At 70.9% G+C, this 22,502-nt stretch carries 18 protein-coding genes and 2 tRNA genes; 4 read left to right on the forward strand and 16 right to left on the reverse strand.

Annotated features, from left to right (window positions below; all coding sequences use genetic code 11):
- Positions 1-599 precede the first annotated feature (599 nt).
- Entirely contained in the window at positions 600-1,271 is a 672-nt protein-coding gene (locus tag ABZV00_RS23105) for a hypothetical protein (protein WP_355609579.1), read from the reverse strand.
- A gap of 526 nt (positions 1,272-1,797) precedes the next feature.
- Here ABZV00_RS23105 and ABZV00_RS23110 point away from each other — a divergent pair.
- The gene (locus ABZV00_RS23110) at positions 1,798-2,229 is read left to right on the forward strand and encodes a hypothetical protein (protein WP_355609581.1); all 432 of its coding nucleotides are present in this window, start codon (positions 1,798-1,800) and stop codon (positions 2,227-2,229) included.
- A gap of 25 nt (positions 2,230-2,254) precedes the next feature.
- Here the strand turns inward: ABZV00_RS23110 and ABZV00_RS23115 are convergent, their stop codons facing one another.
- Positions 2,255-2,779, reverse strand: coding sequence for a hypothetical protein (locus ABZV00_RS23115; protein ID WP_355609583.1), 525 nt, complete (start codon positions 2,777-2,779; stop codon positions 2,255-2,257).
- A gap of 76 nt (positions 2,780-2,855) precedes the next feature.
- On the opposite strand from ABZV00_RS23115, the gene ABZV00_RS23120 reads away from it, so the two are divergent.
- A complete protein-coding gene (locus ABZV00_RS23120; protein ID WP_355609585.1) occupies positions 2,856-3,377 on the forward strand; it encodes a tyrosine-type recombinase/integrase in 522 nt (173 codons plus the stop codon).
- A 388-nt stretch (positions 3,378-3,765) separates the two neighbouring features.
- Here ABZV00_RS23120 and ABZV00_RS23125 read toward each other — a convergent pair whose 3' ends face one another.
- Entirely contained in the window at positions 3,766-4,155 is a 390-nt protein-coding gene (locus ABZV00_RS23125) for a nuclear transport factor 2 family protein (protein ID WP_328419196.1), read from the reverse strand.
- A gap of 80 nt (positions 4,156-4,235) precedes the next feature.
- Between ABZV00_RS23125 and ABZV00_RS23130 the strand changes: the two genes are divergently transcribed.
- Positions 4,236-5,003, forward strand: a complete 768-nt coding sequence (locus ABZV00_RS23130; RefSeq protein ID WP_355609587.1) for a helix-turn-helix transcriptional regulator — start codon at positions 4,236-4,238, stop codon at positions 5,001-5,003.
- A 118-nt stretch (positions 5,004-5,121) separates the two neighbouring features.
- Here ABZV00_RS23130 and ABZV00_RS23135 read toward each other — a convergent pair.
- The 4 genes from ABZV00_RS23135 to ABZV00_RS23150 all read right to left on the reverse strand — a co-directional run bounded on the left by ABZV00_RS23135 (position 5,122) and on the right by ABZV00_RS23150 (position 8,957).
- Positions 5,122-5,198: transfer RNA gene (locus ABZV00_RS23135), tRNA-Ile, on the reverse strand.
- Between the two features lie 140 nt (positions 5,199-5,338).
- On the reverse strand, positions 5,339-6,577 hold the full coding sequence (locus ABZV00_RS23140) for an NAD(P)/FAD-dependent oxidoreductase (protein WP_355609589.1): 1,239 nt from the start codon (positions 6,575-6,577) through the stop codon (positions 5,339-5,341).
- The gene (locus ABZV00_RS23145; protein ID WP_355609591.1) at positions 6,567-8,690 is read right to left on the reverse strand and encodes an MMPL family transporter; all 2,124 of its coding nucleotides are present in this window, start codon (positions 8,688-8,690) and stop codon (positions 6,567-6,569) included. The genes ABZV00_RS23140 and ABZV00_RS23145 overlap by 11 nt, the downstream gene beginning before the upstream one ends.
- Before the next feature lie 194 nt (positions 8,691-8,884).
- Positions 8,885-8,957 (reverse strand) — tRNA-Asn (locus ABZV00_RS23150).
- Between the two features lie 293 nt (positions 8,958-9,250).
- Between ABZV00_RS23150 and ABZV00_RS23155 the strand changes: the two genes are divergently transcribed.
- On the forward strand, positions 9,251-9,673 hold the full coding sequence (locus ABZV00_RS23155; protein ID WP_328419212.1) for a hypothetical protein: 423 nt from the start codon (positions 9,251-9,253) through the stop codon (positions 9,671-9,673).
- A gap of 85 nt (positions 9,674-9,758) precedes the next feature.
- Here the strand turns inward: ABZV00_RS23155 and ABZV00_RS23160 are convergent, their stop codons facing one another.
- The 9 genes from ABZV00_RS23160 to ABZV00_RS23200 all read right to left on the reverse strand — a co-directional run bounded on the left by ABZV00_RS23160 (position 9,759) and on the right by ABZV00_RS23200 (position 22,486).
- A complete protein-coding gene (locus ABZV00_RS23160; protein ID WP_355609593.1) occupies positions 9,759-10,766 on the reverse strand; it encodes a sugar phosphate isomerase/epimerase family protein in 1,008 nt (335 codons plus the stop codon).
- A 331-nt stretch (positions 10,767-11,097) separates the two neighbouring features.
- The gene (locus ABZV00_RS23165; protein ID WP_328419216.1) at positions 11,098-11,601 is read right to left on the reverse strand and encodes an ATP-binding protein; all 504 of its coding nucleotides are present in this window, start codon (positions 11,599-11,601) and stop codon (positions 11,098-11,100) included.
- 344 nt (positions 11,602-11,945) lie between these two features.
- Positions 11,946-14,063, reverse strand: coding sequence for a ThuA domain-containing protein (locus ABZV00_RS23170; RefSeq protein ID WP_355609595.1), 2,118 nt, complete (start codon positions 14,061-14,063; stop codon positions 11,946-11,948).
- 75 nt (positions 14,064-14,138) lie between these two features.
- Positions 14,139-17,012 (reverse strand): PQQ-dependent sugar dehydrogenase, encoded by a 2,874-nt coding sequence (locus ABZV00_RS23175; protein ID WP_355609597.1) that lies wholly within the window; start codon positions 17,010-17,012, stop codon positions 14,139-14,141.
- A gap of 288 nt (positions 17,013-17,300) precedes the next feature.
- On the reverse strand, positions 17,301-18,368 hold the full coding sequence (locus tag ABZV00_RS23180) for a polyprenyl synthetase family protein (protein ID WP_328419222.1): 1,068 nt from the start codon (positions 18,366-18,368) through the stop codon (positions 17,301-17,303).
- Positions 18,365-19,789: a nucleotide pyrophosphatase/phosphodiesterase family protein gene (locus ABZV00_RS23185; RefSeq protein WP_355609599.1), complete on the reverse strand. Its 1,425-nt coding sequence runs from the start codon at positions 19,787-19,789 to the stop codon at positions 18,365-18,367. The genes ABZV00_RS23180 and ABZV00_RS23185 overlap by 4 nt, the downstream gene beginning before the upstream one ends.
- Positions 19,786-20,991, reverse strand: coding sequence for a metabolite traffic protein EboE (eboE, locus tag ABZV00_RS23190; RefSeq protein WP_355609601.1), 1,206 nt, complete (start codon positions 20,989-20,991; stop codon positions 19,786-19,788). The genes ABZV00_RS23185 and eboE overlap by 4 nt, the downstream gene beginning before the upstream one ends.
- Positions 20,991-21,848: a TatD family hydrolase gene (locus ABZV00_RS23195; RefSeq protein WP_328419228.1), complete on the reverse strand. Its 858-nt coding sequence runs from the start codon at positions 21,846-21,848 to the stop codon at positions 20,991-20,993. The genes eboE and ABZV00_RS23195 overlap by 1 nt, the downstream gene beginning before the upstream one ends.
- A complete protein-coding gene (locus tag ABZV00_RS23200; protein WP_328419229.1) occupies positions 21,848-22,486 on the reverse strand; it encodes an EboA domain-containing protein in 639 nt (212 codons plus the stop codon). The genes ABZV00_RS23195 and ABZV00_RS23200 overlap by 1 nt, the downstream gene beginning before the upstream one ends.
- Positions 22,487-22,502 lie beyond the last annotated feature (16 nt).

The raw sequence follows: 22,502 nt of genomic DNA on the forward strand, positions 1-22,502 counted from the left end.
CCGCCGGCCCGGCATCGACATGGGCACTGTCCCGGCGCCGATACAACAGCAGGGCCACAGTGGTCCGCGGCCACAAAACGGTTTGGCGTGCTCGCACCGCACAAAGCAAAGGCACAATACGAACCGCGATCCTCCGCGTACGAACGCTCTCGCCAATCCCGGCGCCCCTTTGCATTCGACTGGATCAGCGGACCTCGCGTCCAAGATCACGTGCGCTCTTCTGCCGCCGATAAAGCGCGGTGCCGACTGTCCCACTGGCGACGTCCTGCACGCTTTGACCACCGGCCGCATCCGCTGGTGAGGAACAGCAGAGGGTGCTTGGCCGCTCTATCTCGATCATCACCCTGTGCTCCACAACCACCGGTTAGAGGCCGACGAAGAGCCTCATCGCCGCCAAGACTGTGGATCCTAAAGAACGGCGTCGCCGCGTTGCTCCACCCGGTCGGTACCCAATGGCGGAACTTGCTGCCACGTGTGGTCGAGTTCCAGCCGGACCTCTAAACCGACGGGCAGGAGCAGCTCCAGCACCAATTTGCGGGGTCGCACGATGTCACGAAGGTCTGCTCGTGGTACCGGGCCAACCGCCTCCGTTGCGCCTGCTAGGTACCGCTGGTGCGCTGGATCTTCGCCAGTGCCGCGGCGAACTCGGCGTCGGTGAGCGCACCACGCTGGTGTTGCCGGGTCAGCGCGTGGATGTTCCGCCGCTGGTCAGCAGTTGGACCACCACGGGTGATGCGGCGCCAGCCGACTCCGGCGGATGGGCTCGTCGTCCCGGCACCGGCGGTGGAGGGCCCCGCAGGCCCACCGGTCTGCGCACGATGCTGGGGCTGCGCGTCGCGGTGGTGTGCCCGCAGTGTCGCCAGGATTTCGTCATAGTGCTCTGGCCAGGTGGCCAGCCGCCCAAACTCGGGCCGGAACGTGAACGGCCGGAGCATGTCACCGCGCTGGAGCGCAGTCTGGACCGACACCCCGTCTGTTCGCTCAATGATGATCGCGGCGCGGCCCATGTCCAGACCTGCGATGGTGGCGATACCGCTGTGGATAGCCGCCACCGATTCCCAGGGCACCGTGGTCGTGCGCAGAAGGGTCCGGGACCGGATGCCGCCGGCGCTGACGTAGACGCCAAGCATCGTCTGCCGTACGGCGACGGCGAAGCAAACGGCCAGCCACGCCCCGAAAAGGACCGCAACCGGCGCAGGCACCGCCCGCTCGCGCACATACACGATCGCGAGGAACGTGGTGAAACCAGCCACCCCGACCAGCCCCAGCATCGCGAAGCCGGTCGCGGCGTCGAGAGAGTACGGGCGTTGCCATCTACCCATGCCGCCATGGTGACCGACGGCGTCCAGCCGCCGTCAGATGTCTGGGACTTCAAGCAGGTAGTCAGACCGCGGGTTCTCATCGTCCACCAGAGCCTCCGCGCGTGCCTCCGGGGACCAGGGTCGGCCGGCGCAGATCGTCGCCTCATCGGGGAACTGGTCTAGGCGCTCCACCAAGTCGATCAACCGCATACTCACACCTTCAGTCTGGAAGGACGAAGATCACCGGCCCGGATGCCCGAAACGCCTGCTCGTGGACGGGGGACTGGTCACAGGTCGTGCCCGCTCGTGCCCATTCGGGGTACCGGCTACTGGCACGTGGCTGGCACGTCACCCTGATCCGGAAGAACGGGCGGCGCGATCCCGGTAGCTGTTCACCTCGCGCTGTGGACGAGTCGCTGTTCCTGGTGGGGATAGCCGCTGCGCGTGCTGCTGGGTCAGACCGGGGTCAGGTGACCCGTGGATGCATGATGGGCCGATGGAGAGCCAGAACCTCAGCCGCGAGGATTACCAATCTGCCTTACACGTAGGGGAAGTGCTGCGCGAACGGGGTTGGCGAAGGGCCTTCAGCCTTCCGCAGATGGTGGAAGGGTGGTCCGGACTGATCGAGGAAATCCGTGAAGGCTATGACTGGTGTACCGACGAGTACAGGAACGACCTGGTCTGCCGCGAATGGCTTGATCAGGCGCTGCCCTTGCTCACCGAGCCCGTGCGGGCGAACTGGCAAGTCATTGTGGATCAACTGGACGAGAAGTTCCGCGAGGTAACCGTCGACGACGGTGCGGCCTTTTGGCCGTTCGGCGTGACTGACCCATGGTGGCTGCGGCGCCGGCCCAAGGTGCTGATCGGCGAACTTGCCCGCGACCTGGGCTGCAATGGAGGCGATGGGACCAGCGCCGCCGGTGGCTAGCCGCCGTTTGAAAGGGCAGCCTCGGTCAGTCGGTGAGCACGTGGCGCCGCCGGTAAAAGGCGTTGGCGGGCGGCAGCGCGAGCAGCACGAGGGCGACCAGCAGCGAGGGCGACGCCACGAACCCCGTAACGGTGGCTACGGGCTCAACCCACGCGGGTATCAGCTGACCGGCGACCGCTTTGACGCTGTCCCACTCGGTCACCTCCGGGACCTCTCCTGAAGGGGCCGGGATGAGGGCCAGGGCCCGCCAGCACCCCGCCACCGCCAGCGTCACGCCGCCGACGATCCAGGTGACGATCCGGGTCCAGTTCCTGCCGACGAGGTTGACCAACGCCAGCAGCAGGATGGCGAGCGCGACCAGCGACACGACCAGGCCGACGCCGATGAGGAACATCATCGGCAGGGCGGCGAACGTACTCGGCGCGCCTACCCGCTCGTGCGCCGTCAAGTACGCGTCCTGGTTGACCGCCTCCGCGGCCACCTGCCCCAGCCGTGCCAGGCCGCTCAGCGCTAGCAGCAGGCTGGACCCGACGACGACGAGGGTGGACATTCGTCGCCGGGTCACCTCCGTCGTGGAATTCCCCGTAGTCACGAGAACGGATGCTAGTGCGTGGCCCGTCGATTCCATGAGAGCGGATCTCCTGGGCGAGCTGGCGGCGCTGCGGGTGCGGCGCGTGGACCTGGTGAAGCGTCGGCCGCTGGTGGCGGAGTCGGTGACCGAGGTCAACCGTCGGGTGGTGTTCGATACGCCGAAGACGCATCAACGCCGGTCGGTGCCGCTCCCCCGGTGCCTGGTAGAACCGATGTCCGCGCAGGTCGCCGGCCGCAATGGCGACGAGCTGGTGTTCACGTCCCCGGCTGGCGAGGTGTTGCGGAACAACAACTTCCGTCGCCGGGTCTTCGATCGGGCTGCGGAGTCGATCGGGCTCGCCGGCCTGACACCACACGAGCTGCGGCATACTGCGGCCAGTCTGGCGGTGGCGGCGATGACGCTGGACGTGTACGGGGACCTGTTCGAGGACGACCTGGACCAGGTGGCGGACCGCCTCGACCGGGCGGCGGGTCGTGCTACTGCGGACTCAGTACGGACTGAGGGCCTCGGTCCGAATCTTGATGCGGTTCGTCCGGGTCGTCGGCAGCATGGCTGACAAGGGATTTTGCTTGGTGGACCAGATGTGGCAGAACCCGAACCGCATTCACCCTGTTCAGGGCCCGATCGTGACGCTAGCGGCCGTACGCCGACGCATGCCCTGACCGGTTTGGCTGGTCACCCGCCGCAGCGCCGTCAGACTGATCCGATCCGCGTGCAGCATCGGCGCTGCGGCCCCGGTCACCTAACCACCACTCGTGGATCATGATGGCCTGGGCGGTGACCGGCTGCCGTCGCTGCTCCGCCAACATCGGTGGCGCTGCCCTCGGTTCTCGCACCGCCACGGAGGGGTTTACGGCGCTTCGCTCCAGATATCCGATCATGGCAGGAATGCGGACCTGGCCTGTCGTTCAGCGAGGCCCGCATCGCAGGTGGCTCACGCATGTTCAGTGCTGAGCAGGTTCCCACCACACCAGGTTGGCGGCCACCTGAGCGACGGGCTCGATGATCTCCCACCCCTCGACGATCAGCCCGTCGCCAATCCGCCAGATGTCGACGACCGCGATCTCCGGTCCCGCGTCGGGAAGCCACCGCCGCGAGTACACCACGACGTGATCACCGTCGGCCAGCACCTGATGAATCTCGACCTGCATGCCGGCGAGCGGCACCAGCGCGGCGTCGACGGCGGCGAGCCACTCCGACTTGGTCGAGGTGGTCGTGCCCGGTCGGTGGTGGATGAAGTCGTCGCTGAGGAACGGTGCGAGCGCGTCGACGTCGCCGGTCTCGATCAGTCCTGCCAGCGCCCGTTGGACGATGCTCTTGTTCTCGGTGGTCATGAACGCAGTGTTTCCGCGGCCGCTTCGGTTGTCGATGACATCGGACTTCATGGCGTCCGGCTCGAAGATGAGTACGCTCCATGATCGTGTACACGGTGGGGGAACTCCTGCGGCAGTGGCGTCAGCGCCGGGGGCTCAGCCAACTTGACCTCGCGATTGCCGCGGACGTCTCGGCTCGTCACGTCAGCCTGGTCGAGACCGGCAAGTCCAGACCGAGCGCCGATATGATCCTCCGGCTCGCGGAGCAGCTCCACGTTCCGCTGCGTCATCGCAACCGGCTCCTGCTCGCCGCCGGCTTCGCACCTCGGCACGATGAGCGTCCACTCGACGACGACGCACTGTCGGCGGCCTTCGACGCGGTCCGGCGGGTGCTTCGCGCGCACGAGCCGTACCCGGCGCTGGTATTCGATCGCCGGTGGAACATCGTGATGACCAATCGCGCCGTCGACCCGTTCTTCGCGCGGGTTGCGCCCGACCTGTTACGGCCGCCGGTCAACCTGGTGCGGCTGGGACTGGATCCGCGCGGGTTCGCGCCCATGGTCGTCAACCTGGCCGACGTGCGAGCGGTGTTCCGCAACCGGATCACGCGCCAGCTCGCCATCGCACCCGACCCCGAGCTCACCGCGCTCTACGAAGAACTGCTCGCGCCCGAACCCACGGGTCCGTCGAGCGAGCGGATCGAGTCAGACGTCGTGATCCCGATGATCCTTCGCATCGGCGGACGGGAGCTGCGGCTGTTCTCGACCATCACCACGTTCGGCACCCCGATGGACATCACGCTGGACGAGGTCGCGATCGAGTCCTACTACCCGGCGGACGCGGAGAGCGCCGCCTACTTCACGGAATAGCGCACTGTCCTGCCGCAGATAAAAAGCGCGGTGGTGACGGCCAGCCTGCTCACGAGGCACTTACCCCAGCGGTTCGGGCACCGCTACATCCGATTTACGTTGCCCAACTCAGCGCTGTTGGTGGGGCGGGCGGGACTCGAACCCGCGACCGAGGGATTATGAGTCCCCTGCTCTAACCGGCTGAGCTACCGCCCCGACACCGCGCCGGATCTTATCCCGCCCGGCGGTCAGCGGCCAGCACCGAGCCGGCCGGCGCCCACGCCTCAACCGCACGATGGGCAACAGGAATATAACAGCGCGCTGCCGCCTGTCCGGGGCCGCCGGGCAGCAGCCTGTCACCCGGCGCGCAGTTCCGCCAGGACGGCCCCGGCGGTACGCCAGCCGCTGGCCAGGGCGCCCTGGATGGACGGGCTGTCCCGGTGGTCACCGGCCACGAACAGGCCCTCCCTGAGCGCCACCGGCTTGCGCAGCCGCCCCTGCGGTGGGAGCGCGGCGGGTAGCGCGTCCGGAACGGCCACGGTGGTGAGGTGCGTCCAGTCGGCGGTGGACCGGCCGTACAGCCGGGTCAACTCGGCCCGTACGGTCGGCTCGGGCGGGGCACTCGGGCCGACCACGGAGGTGGCCACCAGGTGCCGGCCGGTCGGCGCGTACGTCGGGGCGGCGTTGCTGAGCACCACGGTGTTGGTGACGATCTCCCGCCGGTCGCCGTCGACGAGCAGGATCGGCTCGGTCAGCGGTGGCTCGGGCGCGCTGTGGTAATAGGTGGTGTAGCTGTGCATCCGTACCGTCGCCAGGGTCGACAGCAGCGCGGACGCGGCGGGCGGGTCGACGGCGACCACGACGGCCCGGCAGCGGATGTCGCCGGCGTGGGTGCGAACCCGGCGGGGTGCGATCTCGGCGACGGGGCTGTCCAGGTCGATCAGGTCGGCCGGCAGCGGATCGGCGACGGCACGGGGCAGCGCCGCCATCCCCTCGGCGGGCAGGCCGATCCGGCCGCGGGCGAAGGACCGCAGCACCATCGCCAGCACGTGACTGGAGGTTGCCAGCTCCCGTTCGATGAACACGCCCGACAGGAACGGCCGCAGCAACTCCTCGATGATCGCGTCGGAGAGGCCGGCCCGGCGCAGCGCCGTCTCGGCGCTGGTCTCCGGCGCGGTGAGCAGCCGAGATGCGGGCAGGGTGGCGCAGCCGGCGGCGAGCATGGCGAAGCGCACCCGGTCGAGCAGGGAGCCGACGCCGGCCAACGCGGTACGCGGCCCGCCGGTCGGTACGCGCAGCGGGTTGACCAGCCGCAACAGGTCGTCGCCCTTGCGCACCAGCACCCCGGGGGTGAAGTACCCGAGGTTGAGCCGCTTGGTGTCCAGCAGCGTGCCGAGCCGAGGGTAGGCGGTGTTGAGCACCTGGAAGCCGCGGTCGATCAGGTAGCCGTCGACGACGTCGGTGGCGACCCGGCCGCCGAGTCGGCCGCCAGCCTCCAGCAGCCGCCAGGGCACGCCGGCGCGGTGCAGGCGGCGGGCGGTGGCGAGGCCGGCCAGACCGCCGCCGACGATGACGACGTCGGTCTCAGCCAGCATCGCGCGCCTCCCGCTCACCGTTGGCCCGGGACAACCGGCCCGGCCACCAGACCTTCGGCCCGATGTCGTACGCGAGCGCGGGCACCAGCAGCGACCGGACGATGATGGTGTCGATCAGCACCCCGACGGCGACCGCGGTGCCCAGCTCGACCAGTACCACCAGCGGCAGGACGGCCAGCGCGGAGAAGGTGGCGGCGAGCACGATGCCGGCGGAGGTGATCACCCCGCCGGTGACCGCGAGGCCGGCCAGCACCCCGGCCCGGGTGCCACGTCTGACCGACTCCTCCCGGACCCGGCTCATCAGGAAGATGTTGTAGTCGATGCCGAGGGCGACCAGGAAGACGAACGCGAAGAGCGGGAAGGACGTGTCCACCCCGGGGAAGTCGAAGGCGTAGCGGAACAGCAGCGCGCAGAGGCCGAGGGTGGCCGCGAAGCTGAGCAGCACGGTGGCGATCAGCAGCAGCGGGGCGAGGAGCGCGCGCAGCAACAGCGCCAGGATGACCGCGATGACCACCAGCACCACCGGGATGATGACGCTCTGGTCGCGCTTGGCGGCGTCGGAGGTGTCCACGTTGATCGCGGTGAAGCCGCCGACCACCGCGTCCGCGCCGGGCACCTGGTGTACGGCCGCCCGCAGCTCGCGGATGGTCCGCTCGGCGCCGTCGCTGTCGGGTGGGTCGGCCAGGGTCGCCTCCAGTTGGACCCGCCCGTCGACGACCTTCGGTGCGGCGGTCGGGTCGGGCGGGCCGGTCTGCTGGACGGCGCTGACCGGGCGGACCGCGGCGACGCCGGGCACGCCCTGCGCCACCTGGGCCACCTGCCGGGCGGTCTGCTCGGTGGCGAAGATGGTGGCCGGGCTGCCGGTGCCGGCCGGGTAGTGCCGGGAGATCACCTCCTGGCCGTCCACCGAGTCGGTGCGCTGGGTGAACAGGTCGGACTGGCCGAGGGTGGTGGCGCCGAGCTGGGTGAGGCCGAGCGTGAGGAGGGCCAGTACGGCGGCGGTGATCAGCCAGACCGGTCGGGCGTGCCGTGCGACGAAGCCGGCGATCCGGCTCCAGATGCCGTGCTCGGCCCGCGGGTCGGCCTGGTCGGCCCGGGGCCGCCGGGGCCAGAACGCCCATCGGCCGCCGAGCACCAGCAACGCGGGCAGGAAGGTGAGCATCACCAGCAGGGTGGCGGCGATGCCGATGGCGGCGACCGGGCCGAGCGCCCGGTTGGAGTTGAGGCTGGACAGCAGCAGGCAGAGCAGGCTGACGATGACCGTTCCGCCGGAGGCGATGATGGCTGGCGCGGCGCCCTTCCACGCCGTACGCATGGCCTCCCAAGGGTGCTCGTGCCGGTGCAGCTCCTCCCGGTAGCGGGCGATAAGCAGCAGCGCGTAGTCGGTGCCGGCGCCGAAGACCAGCACGGTGAGGATGCCCTGGGCCTGCCCGTTGAGCTTGACCACGTCGGCGTCGGCGAGCAGGTAGACGAAGACCGAGGCCAGCGCGTACGACATGCCGGCGGCCAGCAGCGGGAAGATCCAGAGCACCGGGCTGCGATAGACGATCAGCAGGATGATCAGCACCACGACCAGGGTGACCAGCAGCAGTGGCCCGTCGATGGCGGAGAACACCTCGATCAGGTCGGCGAGCAGGCCGGCTGGTCCGGCGACGTCCACGGTGAGCCCGTCCCGGTCACCACCGGTGATGTCGCGCAGTCGCTCGACGACGGTTTCGATCTCCTCGCCCGCGGCGTCGTCCACCGGCACGACGACCTGGAGCGCCTGGCCGTCCTCGCTGGGGATCGGTGGGGACAGCGGGGTGACCACGCCGGGCACCTGGGCGAAGAGGGCGGCGTCGGCGCTCACCCGCTGCCGGTCCGCGTCGGTGATGCCGGAGGTCCGCTCGTAGACGACCAGCGCCGGCTCGGTCTGCCGGTCGACGAACTCGCCGCCGAGGTCCTGGGCGCGGGTCGCCTCGGCGTCGGTGGGCAGGAAGGCGGCGTTGTCGTTGGTGGCGACCTCGCTGAGGCGCCCGGAGTACGGCCCGGCCACGCCGCCGATCACCAGCCAGGCCAGCACGACCGCCACCGCGATCAGCGTGACCCGGCCGAAGCCCCCTCGTCCGGACATCCGCACCCATCCAGGAATCGACGCATCAATCGACGCAGCGGGATTCTAGGTCGACATCGACCATCCTGCCGGGCGAAACCGTCGCAGGAGGGCGAAACCGGAGCGAACCGGGACGCAACGTGCTGGCGGGAGCGCGGAGTACGAACACGAAGACGCCCGTCGGCGTACTTGCCGACGGGCGCTGAGTGGAGAAGCTCCCCCGATTGGACTCGAACCAATAACCTGCCGGTTAACAGCCGGCTGCTCTGCCAATTGAGCTACAGGGGACCGAACACCGCCCAACCCCGGATCTCTCCGACGCCGTGCGACGGGACAAGAGTACAGGACATCCCCCGGTGGTGGGCCAGTGGGTTCCGCCCCCGGCCACCCCTGATCAAGGCATCCAGGTCAGCGTCGCGAGCCATCGACAATTCGGGTAAATCGTCATCCCGGCACAAGCAGGCTTGAGCGGGGAGCAGGATGGGTAGTTAGCTGCGGACAGAGGACGCAGGCGCGAATTCGTCGCTCCCGACGAGGCAACTCGCTGGGGCGACAGCGCGTCAGGTACGGAAGGAGCCGCCATGCGCGGAAAGATCATGTTCCTTGGCGGGCTGGCTGCGGGATTCGTCCTGGGCGCTCGTGCCGGCCGGGAAAAGTACGAAGAGCTCGTGGTCCAGGGCCGCAAGGTGCTCGACCACCCGACCGTCCAGGAGGCGGCCGGGGTCGCGCAGGCCCAGGCCAACCGGCTCTACAGCGAGGGCAAGGACAAGCTCGGCCAGACGAAGCTGGGCGAGAAGCTGGGCACGGGCAACGGCAGCACCGGCAAGCAGGAGCTGACCGCCGCCGACGACGCGTTCGCCGGCACGCCCGCCACCGTGGGCGCCAAGGCGGGCTCCGGCTCGTCGGGCACCAGCAGCACGGTCGGCACGACCTCCGGGTCGCCGTCGGCCACCACCCCCCGCACGAAGCCGTCCGGCTCGGGCACCAACGCCAGCACGCTCTGACCACCGCACGTCAACGGGCCGGTCGCCGCAGGGCGACCGGCCCGTGGTCTGTCCGGGTGCGGGTGACCGCCTACCCGGCGAGCGGTCAGTCCTTGCTGCTGAACGCCGCGTCGAAGGCGGCCGTCGGAGCGTCGAAGGCGAGCCGACGGACGAACTGCAACGCCTCCGGGGCACCGACCAGTCGGTCCATCCCGGCGTCTTCCCACTCGATGGAGATCGGGCCGGTGTAACCGATCGCGTTCAACGCCCGGAAGCAGTCCTCCCAGGGCACGTCGCCGTGCCCGGTGGAGACGAAGTCCCAGCCGCGGCGCAGGTCCGCCCAGGGCAGGTGGGAGGCGAGTCGGCCACGCCGGCCGTCCCCCGTGCGCACCTTGGCGTCCTTGCAGTCGACGTGGTAGATCCGGTCGGCGAAGTCGAAGATGAAGTTCACCGGGTCCAGCTCCTGCCAGACGAAGTGCGACGGGTCCCAGTTCAGCCCGAACGCGGGCCGGTTGCCGATCGCCTCCAGGGCCCGCTTGGTCGTCCAGTAGTCGTACGCGATCTCGCTGGGGTGCACCTCGTGCGCGAACCGCACCCCCACCTCGTCGAACACGTCGAGGATCGGGTTCCACCGGTCGGCGAAGTCCTGGTAGCCGCGCTCGATCATCGACGGCGGCACCGGCGGGAACATCGCCAGGGTGTGCCAGATCGACGAGCCGGTGAAGCCGACGACGGTCTTCACCCCGAGCTTCGCCGCCGCCCGCGCGGTGTCCTTGATTTCCTCAGCGGCCCGCTGGCGGACCCCCTCGGGCTCCCCGTCGCCCCAGATCCGGCCGGGCAGGATGTCCTGGTGCCGCTCGTCGATCGGGTGGTCGCAGACCGCCTGACCGACCAGGTGGTTGGAGATCGCGAAGACCTCAAGGTTGTGCTTGGCAAGGGTCTCCCGCTTGCGCTCGACGTACGAGTCGTCGGCGAGCGCCTTGTCGACCTCGAAGTGGTCGCCCCAGCAGGCGATCTCCAGACCGTCGTAGCCCCACTCGGAGGCGAGCCGGCAGACCTCCTCGAACGGCAGGTCGGCCCACTGGCCGGTGAAGAGCGTGATGGGTCGCGCCATTGTCCTTCTCCCCTGTTGTGATGGGGATTCCATGTGCGGACCGGGGCGAGGATGACCGGTCAGACCGGTACGCGGCAGCGGGACGGAACACCGGTGGATGCGGAACGCACCTGGGCCCGGCGGGTTGCGCCTCCCACCGGGTCACCGGCCACCGTCACGGTCGCCGCCCCCACCCTATTTCCGCCGCCCCCATCGCGAAAGCCCACCGCCCGGGGTAGTTCGGGCGGGTTCCGGCGGACGCACCACGTCGCGGTGATGCTCGTCGATCCGGGTCAGGACCAGCGCGGGCCGCGCCGGACCGGCGGGCGGCTGCGGCCCCGCCACCGGTTCATCACTCCGCTACCTCTTCGGGCGCGGGCAGGACCGCACGGACGGTGAAGCCGCCGCCGGGGCGCGGGCCGGCGGAGAAGGTGCCGCCGATCCGCTCGGCGCGCCTGCGAATACCGAGCAGGCCGCGGCCGGGTTCGGAGGTGTCACCGCCCACCGGTCCGGGTCCGGCGCCGTCGTCGCGTACCTCGATGGTGATGCCCTTGGCGTCGTAGCGCAGCCGGACCGCTACCGGCCCGCCCGGGGCGTGCCGGCGCGCGTTGGTCAGCGCCTCCTCGATGATCCGGTACGCCGCCACGTCGACCGCGTCGGGGAGCGGCCGGGGCGGCCCGGCCAGGGTCCAGCGCACCGGCTGACCTGCGGCGAAACCCTCCACCAGCGCGTCGAGGCGGTTCAGGCTGGGTGCCGGCCCGCCTGACTCGTCGGGCTCCTCAGCCCGGCGCAGCGCCCCGCGCAGCCGGTGCCCCTGCACCCGCGCCATCCGGCGCCACCGCGCGAAACGCCCCATGCGGGTCAAGGTACGGCAGCCGGTTGTGAGCCGGCCCGCGGAGTCCGTGGCCGCGCCCGGCGCGGAGTCCGTGGCCGCGGCCGGCGCGGAGTCCGCCGGCCCGACCCTCGGGGCTCGCCGGTCAAGGTTCGCCGGTCGCGGCTCGTCGGTCGGGTGACCACCCCCGCAGCGGCACGAGCGCGATACCTCAGGGGCATATTGATGCCTCAGAGGTATCGCGCTCGCGGCCGAGACCGACCGGCCGGGCGGGACACGCCCGGCGGTATCGCGCTCGCGGCGGTGACCGGCCCGCCGGGCGGGGCACACCCGGCGGGCCGGATCAGCGGGGTCGGATCAGCGAGGGATCAGGGCAGGGTCCACTTCTGGTTGGCCGCGCCGTTGCAGGTCCAGAGGTGCACGATCGTGCTGTCCGCGGAGTTGTTTCCGGAGACGTCGAGGCACTTGGCCGACGACGCGTTGCGCAGGCTGCCATCGGCCTGGGCGGCCCAGTTCTGCGCGCCGGTGCCGTTGCAGGTCCAGAGCTGGATCTTGGTGCCGTCGGCGGTGCCGCTGCCGGACACGTCGAGGCACTTACCGAGCGCCTTGACCGTCGAGTTCGGCGTCACGGTCCAGGTCTGCGCCGTACTGCCGTTGCAGGTGTAGATCTGGATCTGGGTGCCGTCGGCGGTGCCGCCGGAACGCACGTCCAGGCACTTACCGCCCAGGCCCTTGATCGGGCCGACCCCGGGGTTGCCGCCCCCGCCGCCCCTGACCAGGGTGAAGTCGTCCACATCGAAGAGCCCCGTGCCACTACCGGTGAAGGTGAGGTAGAGGTTCTGGGCGCCGGACGGGACGCCGGACAGTGCGGTGGTGACGTTGGCGAAGGTGGTCCAGCTGCCGGTGTTCGGCACCGCGACCGAGCCGAGCACCGGACCGGTGGCCGAGCCGGTACGCACCTGGATGGTGCCGCCCGCGCCGCCGGAGACGACCCGGGACGTGAACGAGGTGACGCCGGTCAGGTTCACACCGTTGTACGCCGACCAGTCGCCCGGGTCGATGTAGCCGATGGTCTGGCCGCCGTTGGCGCCCGCCTTGGTGAACGGGGTGACCCCGTTGGCCGAGCTGAACGCCTCGGCCTGGATGGTGGTGTTCCCGGTCGGCGGTGGCGTGGTGCCCAACTCCTTGATCCGGATGTTGCGGAACGAGGCGTCGTCGCCGGTGCCGTGGTTCTGGATGCCGATGTGGCCGGCCAGCGAACGGACCGGGTTGGTGTTGGTGAAATCGTTGATCTTCACGCCGTTGAGGAAGATCTGCAGCCGCTCGCCCTCGACCAGCAGCTCGTAGGTGTTCCACTCCCCCGCCGCGTTGAGCGCCGCGTCACGGGCCGCGATGTCCGCGGACTTGAAGGTGTAGACCGATCCGGTGGTGCGGTCGGCCGCGTCGGTGGCGTCGATCTGGATCTCGTAGCCGTTGTCCACTGCCGACCACGGGTCACTGGACGGTGGGAAGCCGATGAACACGCCCGAGTTGTCGTCGCCGGCCAGCTTCCAGTCCAGCTTCAGCGAGTAGTTGGTGAACTGCTTGGCGTTGTACCAGAGCATCCCCATGCCACCCACCGAGGTGAGGGTGGCGTCGGAGTTGGTGAAGTTGCCCGGGCCGGCCTGCGACCAGCCGCTGGTCGAGCCGTTGTAGAGCGGGGTGTAGCCGGTCTCGGGCCGGCAGTCGGCCTTGCTCCGACCGGCCGCATACCGGATGCCGCCGAGCAGGTGGGCCCGGAACGCGGGCTCCGCGTACGACGACTGGGTGTGCCCGCCGCCGGTGTAGAAGGACCGGCCGCCGTTGTAGCTCTTGCACCAGGAGTGCGGGTGGTCCGCGCCCATCCCGCCACCGGAGTACGACGACTCGTCCAGGGTGGCCAGCACGTGGGCGGTGGACCGGGCGTTGGTCCGGTAGTTGTACCACTCGTCGGTGCGGGTCCAGGTCTGCGGCAGGTGCGCGGTGGCCGCGTGCCCCCGGTCCTCCACCTTGACGTTGGCCTGCTGGATGGCCGGGTGCGAGGCGAACCACGCGCCGACCAGGTTGCCGTAGAACGGCCAGTCGTACTCGGTGTCGGCGGCGGCGTGCACACCCACGTACCCGCGACCCGATCCGATGTACGACTCGAAGACGGTCTGCTGGCTGGCGTTGAGCACGTCGCCGGTGGTGTTGAGGAAGACCACCGCCTCGTACTGGTTGAGGTTCGCGGTGGTGAACGCCGCGGCGTCCTCAGTGGCGGTGACGGTGAAGTTGTTCGCCGCGCCCAGGTCCCGAATGGTCTGGATGCCGACCGGGATCGCGTCGTGGCGGAAGCCGGCGGTCTTGGAGAAGACCAGCACGTCGTAGGGGGCGTCGGCGGCGCTGGCCGGGGTGGCCGGGGTGGTACAGGCGATGACGGCGAGGACGGCGGTGGCCGCGCCGAGGACGGGTCGCAGGAGTCTGCGCATGTCGCTCTCCTAAGAACGGTTAGGAGGGGTCCCTTGCACCACACTAGGCGTTGACAAGGGGCCCCTCCTGTCAACTCAGGGCAGGGTCCACTTCTGGTTCGGGGCGGCGGTGCAGGTCCAGAGGTGCACGGCGGTGCTGTCCGCCGAGTTGTTTCCGGAGACGTCGAGGCACTTGCCGGACTGGGTGTTGCGCACCGTGCCGTCGGCCTGCGCGGCCCAGTTCTGCGCACCGGTCCCGTTGCAGGTCCAGAGCTGGATCTTGGTGCCGTCGGCCGAACCGCCGCCCGAGACGTCGAGGCACTTGCCCAACGCCTTGATCGTCGAGTTCGGCGTGACCGTCCAGGTCTGCGCCGTACTGCCGTTGCAGGTGTAGATCTGGATCTGGGTGCCGTCGGCGGTGGCGCCGGAGCGCACGTCCAGGCACTTGCCGGCCAGGCCCTTGATCGGACCGGCCCCGCCGGCGGGCGGTGCCCCGGTGGTGAAGGTGAACGCGTCCACGTCATAGAGCGCGCCGGTGCCCGACCCGGCGAACGTCAGGTAGAGCGTGGTGGTGCCAGTCGGCGGGTTGGTGATCGCCCCCGTCACCGTGGTGAAGGTTTCCCAGCCCCCGGTGACCGGGACGGTGGCCGAGCCGAGCACCGTGCCGGTGGCCGAGCCGGCCCGGACCTGGAGCGTGCCGCCGGCACCCGCCGAGGAGACCCGGGCGCTGAACGAGGTCACGTTGCCCAGCCGGTACGGCTGGAACGCGATCCAGTCGCCGTTGTTGATGTCGCCGACGGTCTTGCCACCCTCGGCCGGGGTCTTGCTGAACACGTTGATCCCGGACGAGGTGCCGAAGAACTCGGCCTGCCGGTGCCGCGGCGGCAGCGTGTGCTGGGTGTGCGTGGTCAGCCCGCCGGCGTCGGTGTACTCGGCGTCGAAGATGGCGAAGATGTTCGCCGCGTCGTCGTGCTCACCGTCGACCGGGATGGTGATCGTGCCGGAGCAGCCGGTCTTGGAGGTGATCTGGTGCCCGTGCTGGTCGTGCCCGAGCACGTAGGTCATCTTGACCTTCGTGCAGTCGATCGTGCCGTCCTCCGGGTCGGTGACCGTGATGCTGAACGGCACCGTGTCGCCGAAGCTGAACAGTTGCCCGTTGCCGGGGCTGTTGATGGTCACCGTGGGCGCGGTGTTGCCGACGTTGATCACCACGCTGGCGCTGCCGGTGGCGCCCTGCGGGTCCCGCACGGTCAGCGTCGCGGTGTAGGTGCCGTTGGTGGTGTACGTCTTCGACGGGTTGGCCGCCGTGGAGCTGGTGCCGTCACCGAAGTTCCACGAGTACGTCAGTGCGCCGCCCTCGGGGTCGGACGAGCCGGCCGAGGAGAACGTCACCGCCAGCGGTGCGGCACCGGAGGTCCTGTTCGCGCTGGCCGTGGCGTTGGGCGCCCGGTTGCCGCCCCCGACGTGATCGAAGCGGTAGAGCGCGGAGTTGGCGTCACCGTTGAAGTAGCCGGTGCCGTAGTCGAGCACGTAGTACGCCCCGTCCGGTCCGAACGCCGAGTCCATCACCTGCTTGCCCGTCCAGGGGAAGCTGTCGATGGTGCCCCGGGAGCCGTCGGCGTTGACGTGGATCGGCTTGATCCAGCCGCGGCCGAACTCGGTGGCGAAGAACTGCCCGTCGAACGACTGCGGGAACTTCGTCGTCGAGGTCGACGAGGCGTTGTACCGGTAGACCGGGCCGCCCATCGGCGACTCGGAGCCGCCGCCGAACTCCGGCGGGGTGCCGGCGTCGCCGGCGTACCGGATCCAGGCCGGCTTGGCCGCCGGCAGGGTGCCCAGGCCGGTGTTGCGGAACGAGTTGTTGGTCGGCCCGCCGGTGCAGTTGTACTTAGCCCCGCCGGTGTTGGCCGCGAAGTCCCACTCGTTGTACGTCTCGGTGCTGGTGTTGGTGCCGGTGCAGTACGGCCAGCCGTAGTTGCCCGCCGCGTCGACCCGGTTGAACTCCACCTGGCCGGACGGCCCGCGGGTGGCGCTGGTGGTGCCGGCGTCCGGCCCGTAGTCACCGACGTAGACGACGCCGGTGGCCTTGTCCACGCTGATCCGGAACGGGTTGCGGAAGCCCATCGCGTAGATCTCCGACCGGGTCCTGGCCGTGCCGGGCGCGAACAGGTTGCCCGCCGGGATGGAGTACGTCCCGTTGGCGTTCACCTTGATCCGCAGGATCTTGCCGCGCAGGTCGTTGGTGTTGCTGGCGCTGCGCTGCGCGTCGTACGCCGGGTTGCGGTTGGTCCGCTCGTCGATCGGGGAGTAGCCGGCCGAGTCGAACGGGTTGCTGTCGTCGCCGGTGGAGAGGTAGAGGTTGCCGGCGGCGTCGAAGTCGATGTCCCCGCCGACGTGGCAGCACATCCCGCGATCGGCCGGCACGTCGAGCACGTCGACCTTGCTGGCCTGGTTGATCGTGAAGTCGGCGTTGAGGGTGAACCGGGAGAGCCGGTTGACGCCCTGCCAGGCCGAGAAGTCGGTGCCGGTGGCCGGCGCGTCGCCGGCGGGCGTGGCGAGCGGCGGGGCGTAGTAGAGGAAGATCTGCCGGTTGCTGGCGAAGTTCGGGTCGACCCCGACGCCCTGCAGCCCCTCCTCGTCGTGGTTGTAGACCGGCAGGGTGCCGATCACGGCGGTGGTGCCGTTCGCGTCGGTGCGGCGCAGTGTGCCGTTGCGGGCGGTGTGCAGGACCGAGCGGTCCGGCAGCACGGCCAGCGACATCGGTTCGCCCATCTCGGCCACGCCGCGGGCGAGCTCGACCTGCTGGAAGTCGGTGGCGTTGATCGGGTGCGCCTGGGCGGGGGTCGGGCCGCCGAGTGCGGCCGGTCCGGCGCCGAGTGCGACCGTGCCGGCCGCAGCCACCAGCAGCAGCGCCGATCCGGCGGAGAACCATCGTCGGGATCGGTGGGTGGGAGCATCCTTCATGGACATCGTTGTGCTGTCCCTTCCTGACGAATGACTGCCAGGCCGGGCGCGCGCCGTCGCGCCGGATGCCGTAGCGGTGGTGGGGTGGGGTCGATGGGTTACCGCGCCGCCGGTTCACCTCGACGAAACATTGTCGTGTTGGCCACGACACTAAGTTACGAGTGTCAATGTGTCTATGCCTTCCGGCGAACCGGCGTGAACTTTCGTCGATTCGGCTGAAAGTCACCAGGCAGCGCCGTTCCCCGAAGACGGCGGACGATGTCCGGGGGGCCGAGGCCGACGAACGCCGGCGAATCAGGCGCGGCGGTCGATCGCCTGTGCGGCCAGCGCGACCAGCGCGGCGCGGGCCTCGTCGGCCACCGTCGCGGTCTCCAGCGCGACCAGCGCGGCCTCGGTACGGACCCGGATCATCTGCTCGATCCGTTCCCGGGCGCCGGTCGCCTCGATGATCCCGCGCAGCTCCGCCGCGCCGTCAGCGTCCAGCGCGGGATTGCCGAACAGCTCGCGCAGCCTGGCGGTCTGCGGCCGGTCGGCGGCGCTACGGGCCAGCGCCATCATCACCGTCGGCTTGCCCTCGCGCAGGTCGTCCAGGACGGACTTGCCGGTGACCGCCGGGTCACCGAAGACGCCCAGCACGTCGTCGCGGAGTTGAAACGCGTCACCCAGCGGGTCACCGAACTCGCCCAGCGCGGCGATCAGCTCCGGCCCCGCACCGGCCAGGGCCGCACCGATCTGCAACGGTCGGGTCACCGTGTACCGGGCCGCCTTCATCCGGATCACGGTCAGCGCGCTGGCCACCGAGCCGTCGCCCACCCCGGAGACCAGGTCCAGGTACTCCCCCGCGATCACCTCGGTACGCATCAGCGCGAACATCCCGTACCCCCGGTGCACCTGCTCGGTGCTCAGGCCGCACTCGTGGAACATCTGGTCCGACCAGGCCGCGCAGAGATCCCCGCAGAGCAGCGCGGTGTTGCGTCCGTACGCCTCGGGGTCGCCACGCCACGACGAGCGGGCGTGCAGATCGGCGAAGAGCCGGTGCACGGACGGCTCACCCCGGCGGCGGTCGCTGCCGTCCAGGATGTCGTCGTGGATCAGCGCGAACGCGTGGAACAGCTCCAGTGCCGCCGCGGCCACGACGATCGGGGTGCCGTCGGCCGCCCCGGCACCGCGCCAGCCCCAGTAGCAGAAGAGCGGGCGCAGCCGCTTGCCGCCGGCCAGCACGAACCGGTACAGCGCGGTGAACACGCCGCGCGGCGCGCCGTCCGGCCAGTCCGGGCCCTGCCGGTCGAGGAACCCGGCCAACTCCGCGTCGAAGCGAGCCCGCAGCCCGCTGGCGTCGGTGGGCGCGACGGTGACCGTCATGACCCCTCCCCCGGCCGGGCCGCCTCCGCGCCGCCCCCAGAGGTCAGCCCGGCCAGCTCCAGCAGCAGTGCCTTGACGTCGGTGGCGGCGATCCGCTCCCGGGCGGCGGCCGGGTCGGAGCAGAGCAGCACCGGAGCGTCCGCCGGGTCGGTCGGCAGCCGCCCGTGCGAGCCGCGTACCGCCCGCGCCCCGGCGTCCAGGCCGACCGCGCTCATCAGGTAGCGCATGCCCAGCTTCTTGCGGGCCAGCGCCACCCCGGCGCGACGCTTGGCCGCACCTGGCGCGGCCGGATCGAAGAACAGCTCGGCCGGGTCGTAACCCGGCTTCCGATGGATCTCCACCAGCCGGGCGAAGTCCGGTGCGCGGGCGTCGTCCAGCCAGTAGTAGTAGGTGAACCACGCGTCCGGCTCGGCCACCAGCACCAGCTCCCCGGCGCGTGGATGATCCAGCCCGTGCGCGGCCTTGCCCTCGGCGTCGAGCACCTCGGCCACGCCGGGCAGCCCGGCGCAGAGCTTCGCCACCGCCGGCACGTCGGCCGGGTCCCGGACGTAGACGTGCGCGACCTGGTGGTCGGCGACCGCGAACGCCCGGGACGTCCACGGGTCGAGGTACTCCATGCCGGCCTGGGTGTGCACCCGCAGCAGCCCTTCGGCGCGCAGCAGCCGGTTGACGTCCACCGGCCGGGACACGTCGGTGATGCCGTACTCCGAGAGCACCACCACCGTGGCGTCGCGGGCCCGAGCGGCGTCCAGCAGCGGCCCGAGCACCGTGTCCAACTCGGCCGCCGCGGCCGCGGCCTGGGCCGAGGACGGGCCGTACCGTTGCAGGTCGTAGTCCAGGTGCGGGACGTAGACCAGGGTCAGGTCGGGCGACACGTCGGCCAGGATCTGTTCGGCCGCCTGGCAGATCCACCGTGACGAGGGCAGCCCGGCCGTCGGCCCCCAGTAGGTGAACAGGGGGAAGGTGCCCAGCCGCCCGGTGAGCGCGTCGTGCAGCTCCGGCGGGTCGGTGTAGCAGTCCGGCTCCTTGCGGCCGTCGGCGTAGTAGACCGGGCGCGGGGTGACCGTCCAGTCGACGTCCGCGCCCATGGCGTACCACCAGCAGACGTTGGCGACGGTGTAGCCGGGCTCGGCCCGCCGGGCCGCCTGCCAGAGCTTCTCCCCGCCGACCAGCGCGTTGTGCTGCCGCCACAGCAGCACCTCACCCAGCTCCCGGAAATACCACCCGTTGCCGACGATCCCGTGCCCGCTCGGCGGCTCGCCGGTGAGGAAGGTGGACTGCACCGAGCAGGTCACCGCGGGCAGCACGGTGCCCAGCTCGGCCCGGAAGCCGCCGTCGGCGACCCCCCGCAGCCGGGGCATGTGCGCCAGCAGTCGCGGGGTCAGCCCGACCACGTCGAGCACCACCAGTCGCCGGCTCATCGCGGCACCCCCGCGCAGGCCGTCGTGGTCAGTTCCGGCGTCAGGCCCAGGCCGACCAACTCGGCGCGGGCGAAGGCCAGCTCGGCGGCGATGCCGGCGGCCAGCTCCGCGTCGGTGCCCGGTCGCCGCGCGGCCGGCAGCACCCCCCAGGTGTACGTCTCCACGTCGAGGTGGTCACAGCCGGCCGCCGGTCCGGCGTAGAGCGCGGCCAGCGCGGCGCGCAGCACCGGCAGGGTGGAGCCGAGCGGCTCTTCGGGTGGGGCGTGCAGGGGCACGTGGTAGTGCACCCGCCACGGGCCGGGCAGCGCCGCGTCGAGCGCCGCGTCCAGGTCGTCGGCCGCGTACGCCGGGTCGGCCGGGTCGACCCCGCCCGCGCAGCCGGCGCTCCGGGTCTGGTGCAGGAAGCGCGGCTCCACCCAGCGGCGCAGCGCGTCGGCGCCGCCGGCCGGGTCGGCCGCCTCGACGGCGGCGGAGACCTGGACCTTGACCACCGGCAGGCCGGCCGTCCGCAGCCGGTCCAGCGCCGCGCCGGGCTCCTCCCACGCACAGGCCAGGTGGGCGAGGTCGAGGCAGATGCCCAACCGCTCAGTGTCCATACCGGACAGTAGCGTGGCGGCCTGGCCGGTGCTCTCCACCACACAGCCAGGCTCCGGCTCGAAGCCGACCCGCACCTGCCGGCCGGTGTCCCGCTGCACCGCGGCCAGGCCGGCGGCGAGCTGGTCCAGCCGACGTCGGGCGGCATCGGCCTGGTCGGCGCCCCAGGGTTGCCGCCAGGCCAGCGGCAGGGTGGAGATCGAGCCCCGGGCGGCGTCGTCGGGTAGCAGGTCGGCGAGCACCCGGGCCAGATCCAGGGTGTACGTCAACCGCTGCTCGGTGGTCCAGTCGGGGCGGTAGACGTCGTGCTTGACCACCGGCGCCTGGAAGGCCGCGTACGGGAAGCCGTTGAGGGTCACCACCTCCAGCCCGCGCGCGTCCAGCTCGGCGCGCAGCCGGCGGCGCAGTGCCGGGTCGGCGGCCAGCTCGGCGGCTACCGGTGCGGCCAGCCACAGGCCAAGGCCGAGCAGGTCGGAGCCGAGCGCCGCGCGTACCGGCACGGCGTAGGTGTCCAGTTGGGCGAGGATGCCGGCGAACTCCTCGGCGGGGTGCACGTTGGTGCAGTAGCCGAGGTGGACGGTCTCGCCGCCGGCATGCCGCAGCCGCATCAGCTACCACCGCGCAGGATCGAGTTGCCGGTCTGCGGGTCCACGGCGGCGGCGGAGTCCAGGTCGCTCAGGTCGAGCCGGCCGGACTGCCCGTAGAACTCCACCGGGTTGCGCCACAGCACCCGGTCGACGTCGTCGTCGGTGAACCCGGCCAGCAGCATCGCCTCGCCGGTGGCCCGGGTCAGCAGCGGGTCGGAGCGCCCCCAGTCGGCGGCCGAGTTGACCAGCATCCGCTCGGTCCCGTACTCCCGCAGCAGCTCCACCATGCGGGGCGGGGACATCTTGGTGTCCGGGTAGATGGAGAAGCCCAGCCAGCAGCCGGTGTCCCGGACCAGCTTGACGGTCACCTCGTTGAGGTGGTCGACCACCACCCGGCCCGGCTCGATGCCGGACTCGTTGACCACGGCGAGGGTGCGCTCGACGCCCCGCGCCTTGTCCCGGTGCGGGGTGTGCACCAGCGCCGGCAGGTCGTGCGCCACGGCCAGCGCGAGCTGCGCGGCGAACGCCTCGTCCTCCTCCGGGGTCATCGAGTCGTACCCGATCTCGCCGACCGCGACCACCGCGTCCTTGTCCAGGTAGCGGGGCAGCAGGTCGAGCACCGGCCGGCAGCGCGGGTCGTTGGCCTCCTTGGGGTTCAGCGCCACCGTGGCGTGGTGCCGTACCCCGAACTGCCCGGCCCGGAACGGCTCCCAACCGATCAGCGAGTCGAAGTAGTCGGCGAACGAGGCGGCGCTGGTGCGCGGCTGACCCAGCCAGAACGACGGCTCCACCACGGCCCGGACCCCGGCGGCGGCCATCCGTTCGTAGTCGTCCGTGGTGCGTGAGGTCATGTGGATGTGCGGGTCGAAGATGCGCATCACGCCTCCGTGGGGGTGGGCCGGTCGACGGTGCCGGTCCCGCCGCTGTGCGCGGTGAGCCGGTCGAGCAGGGCGGTGGCGTCGGCGGGCAGCTCCCGGCCGGCGGCGTGCCGCTCGGCGGCCAGCGCGGCCAGCATCGCGGCCAGTTCCCCGTCGGCGCGGGTGTCGAGATCGGCCACCACGGCCAGCGGCACGCCGGAGAACACGCACTTGAGCACCGCCTGCCGCCAGGCCGCCGGATCGAGGTGCCGCGCGTACGGGCCGAGCGCGGCGGCGACCAGCCGGGTGTCGTTGGTCCGGATCGCGTCGTGCAGCAGCGGTACCCCGGCGGCGCCGATCGGCAGCAGCGGCAGGGCGCGCAGCACGGCCCGCCGTTCGGCGGCGTCGCCGTTCCGGTAGAGGGTGTCGGCGTACTCGCCGTGCTCGGCGGGCAGGGCGGTGAGCAGCAATACCCGGGCCGCGTCGTCGGCGGTCCAGCCGGGGACGTCGGGCAGCGCGGCCCGGCCGCAGCGCCGGCCGGCGGCCGGGAACAACCGGGTGATCGCGGTGGGCTCGGCCCCGACCCGGCGCAGCGCCGTGTCCAGCCAGTCAGGGTCGGGTACGCCCCGCAGCGCGGCCCGTAGTGAATCCGGTGTCATCCCGTCTCCTCCCTCG

Source organism: Micromonospora sp. NPDC005173 (genome assembly GCF_040608515.1).
GTDB lineage: Bacteria > Actinomycetota > Actinomycetes > Mycobacteriales > Micromonosporaceae > Micromonospora.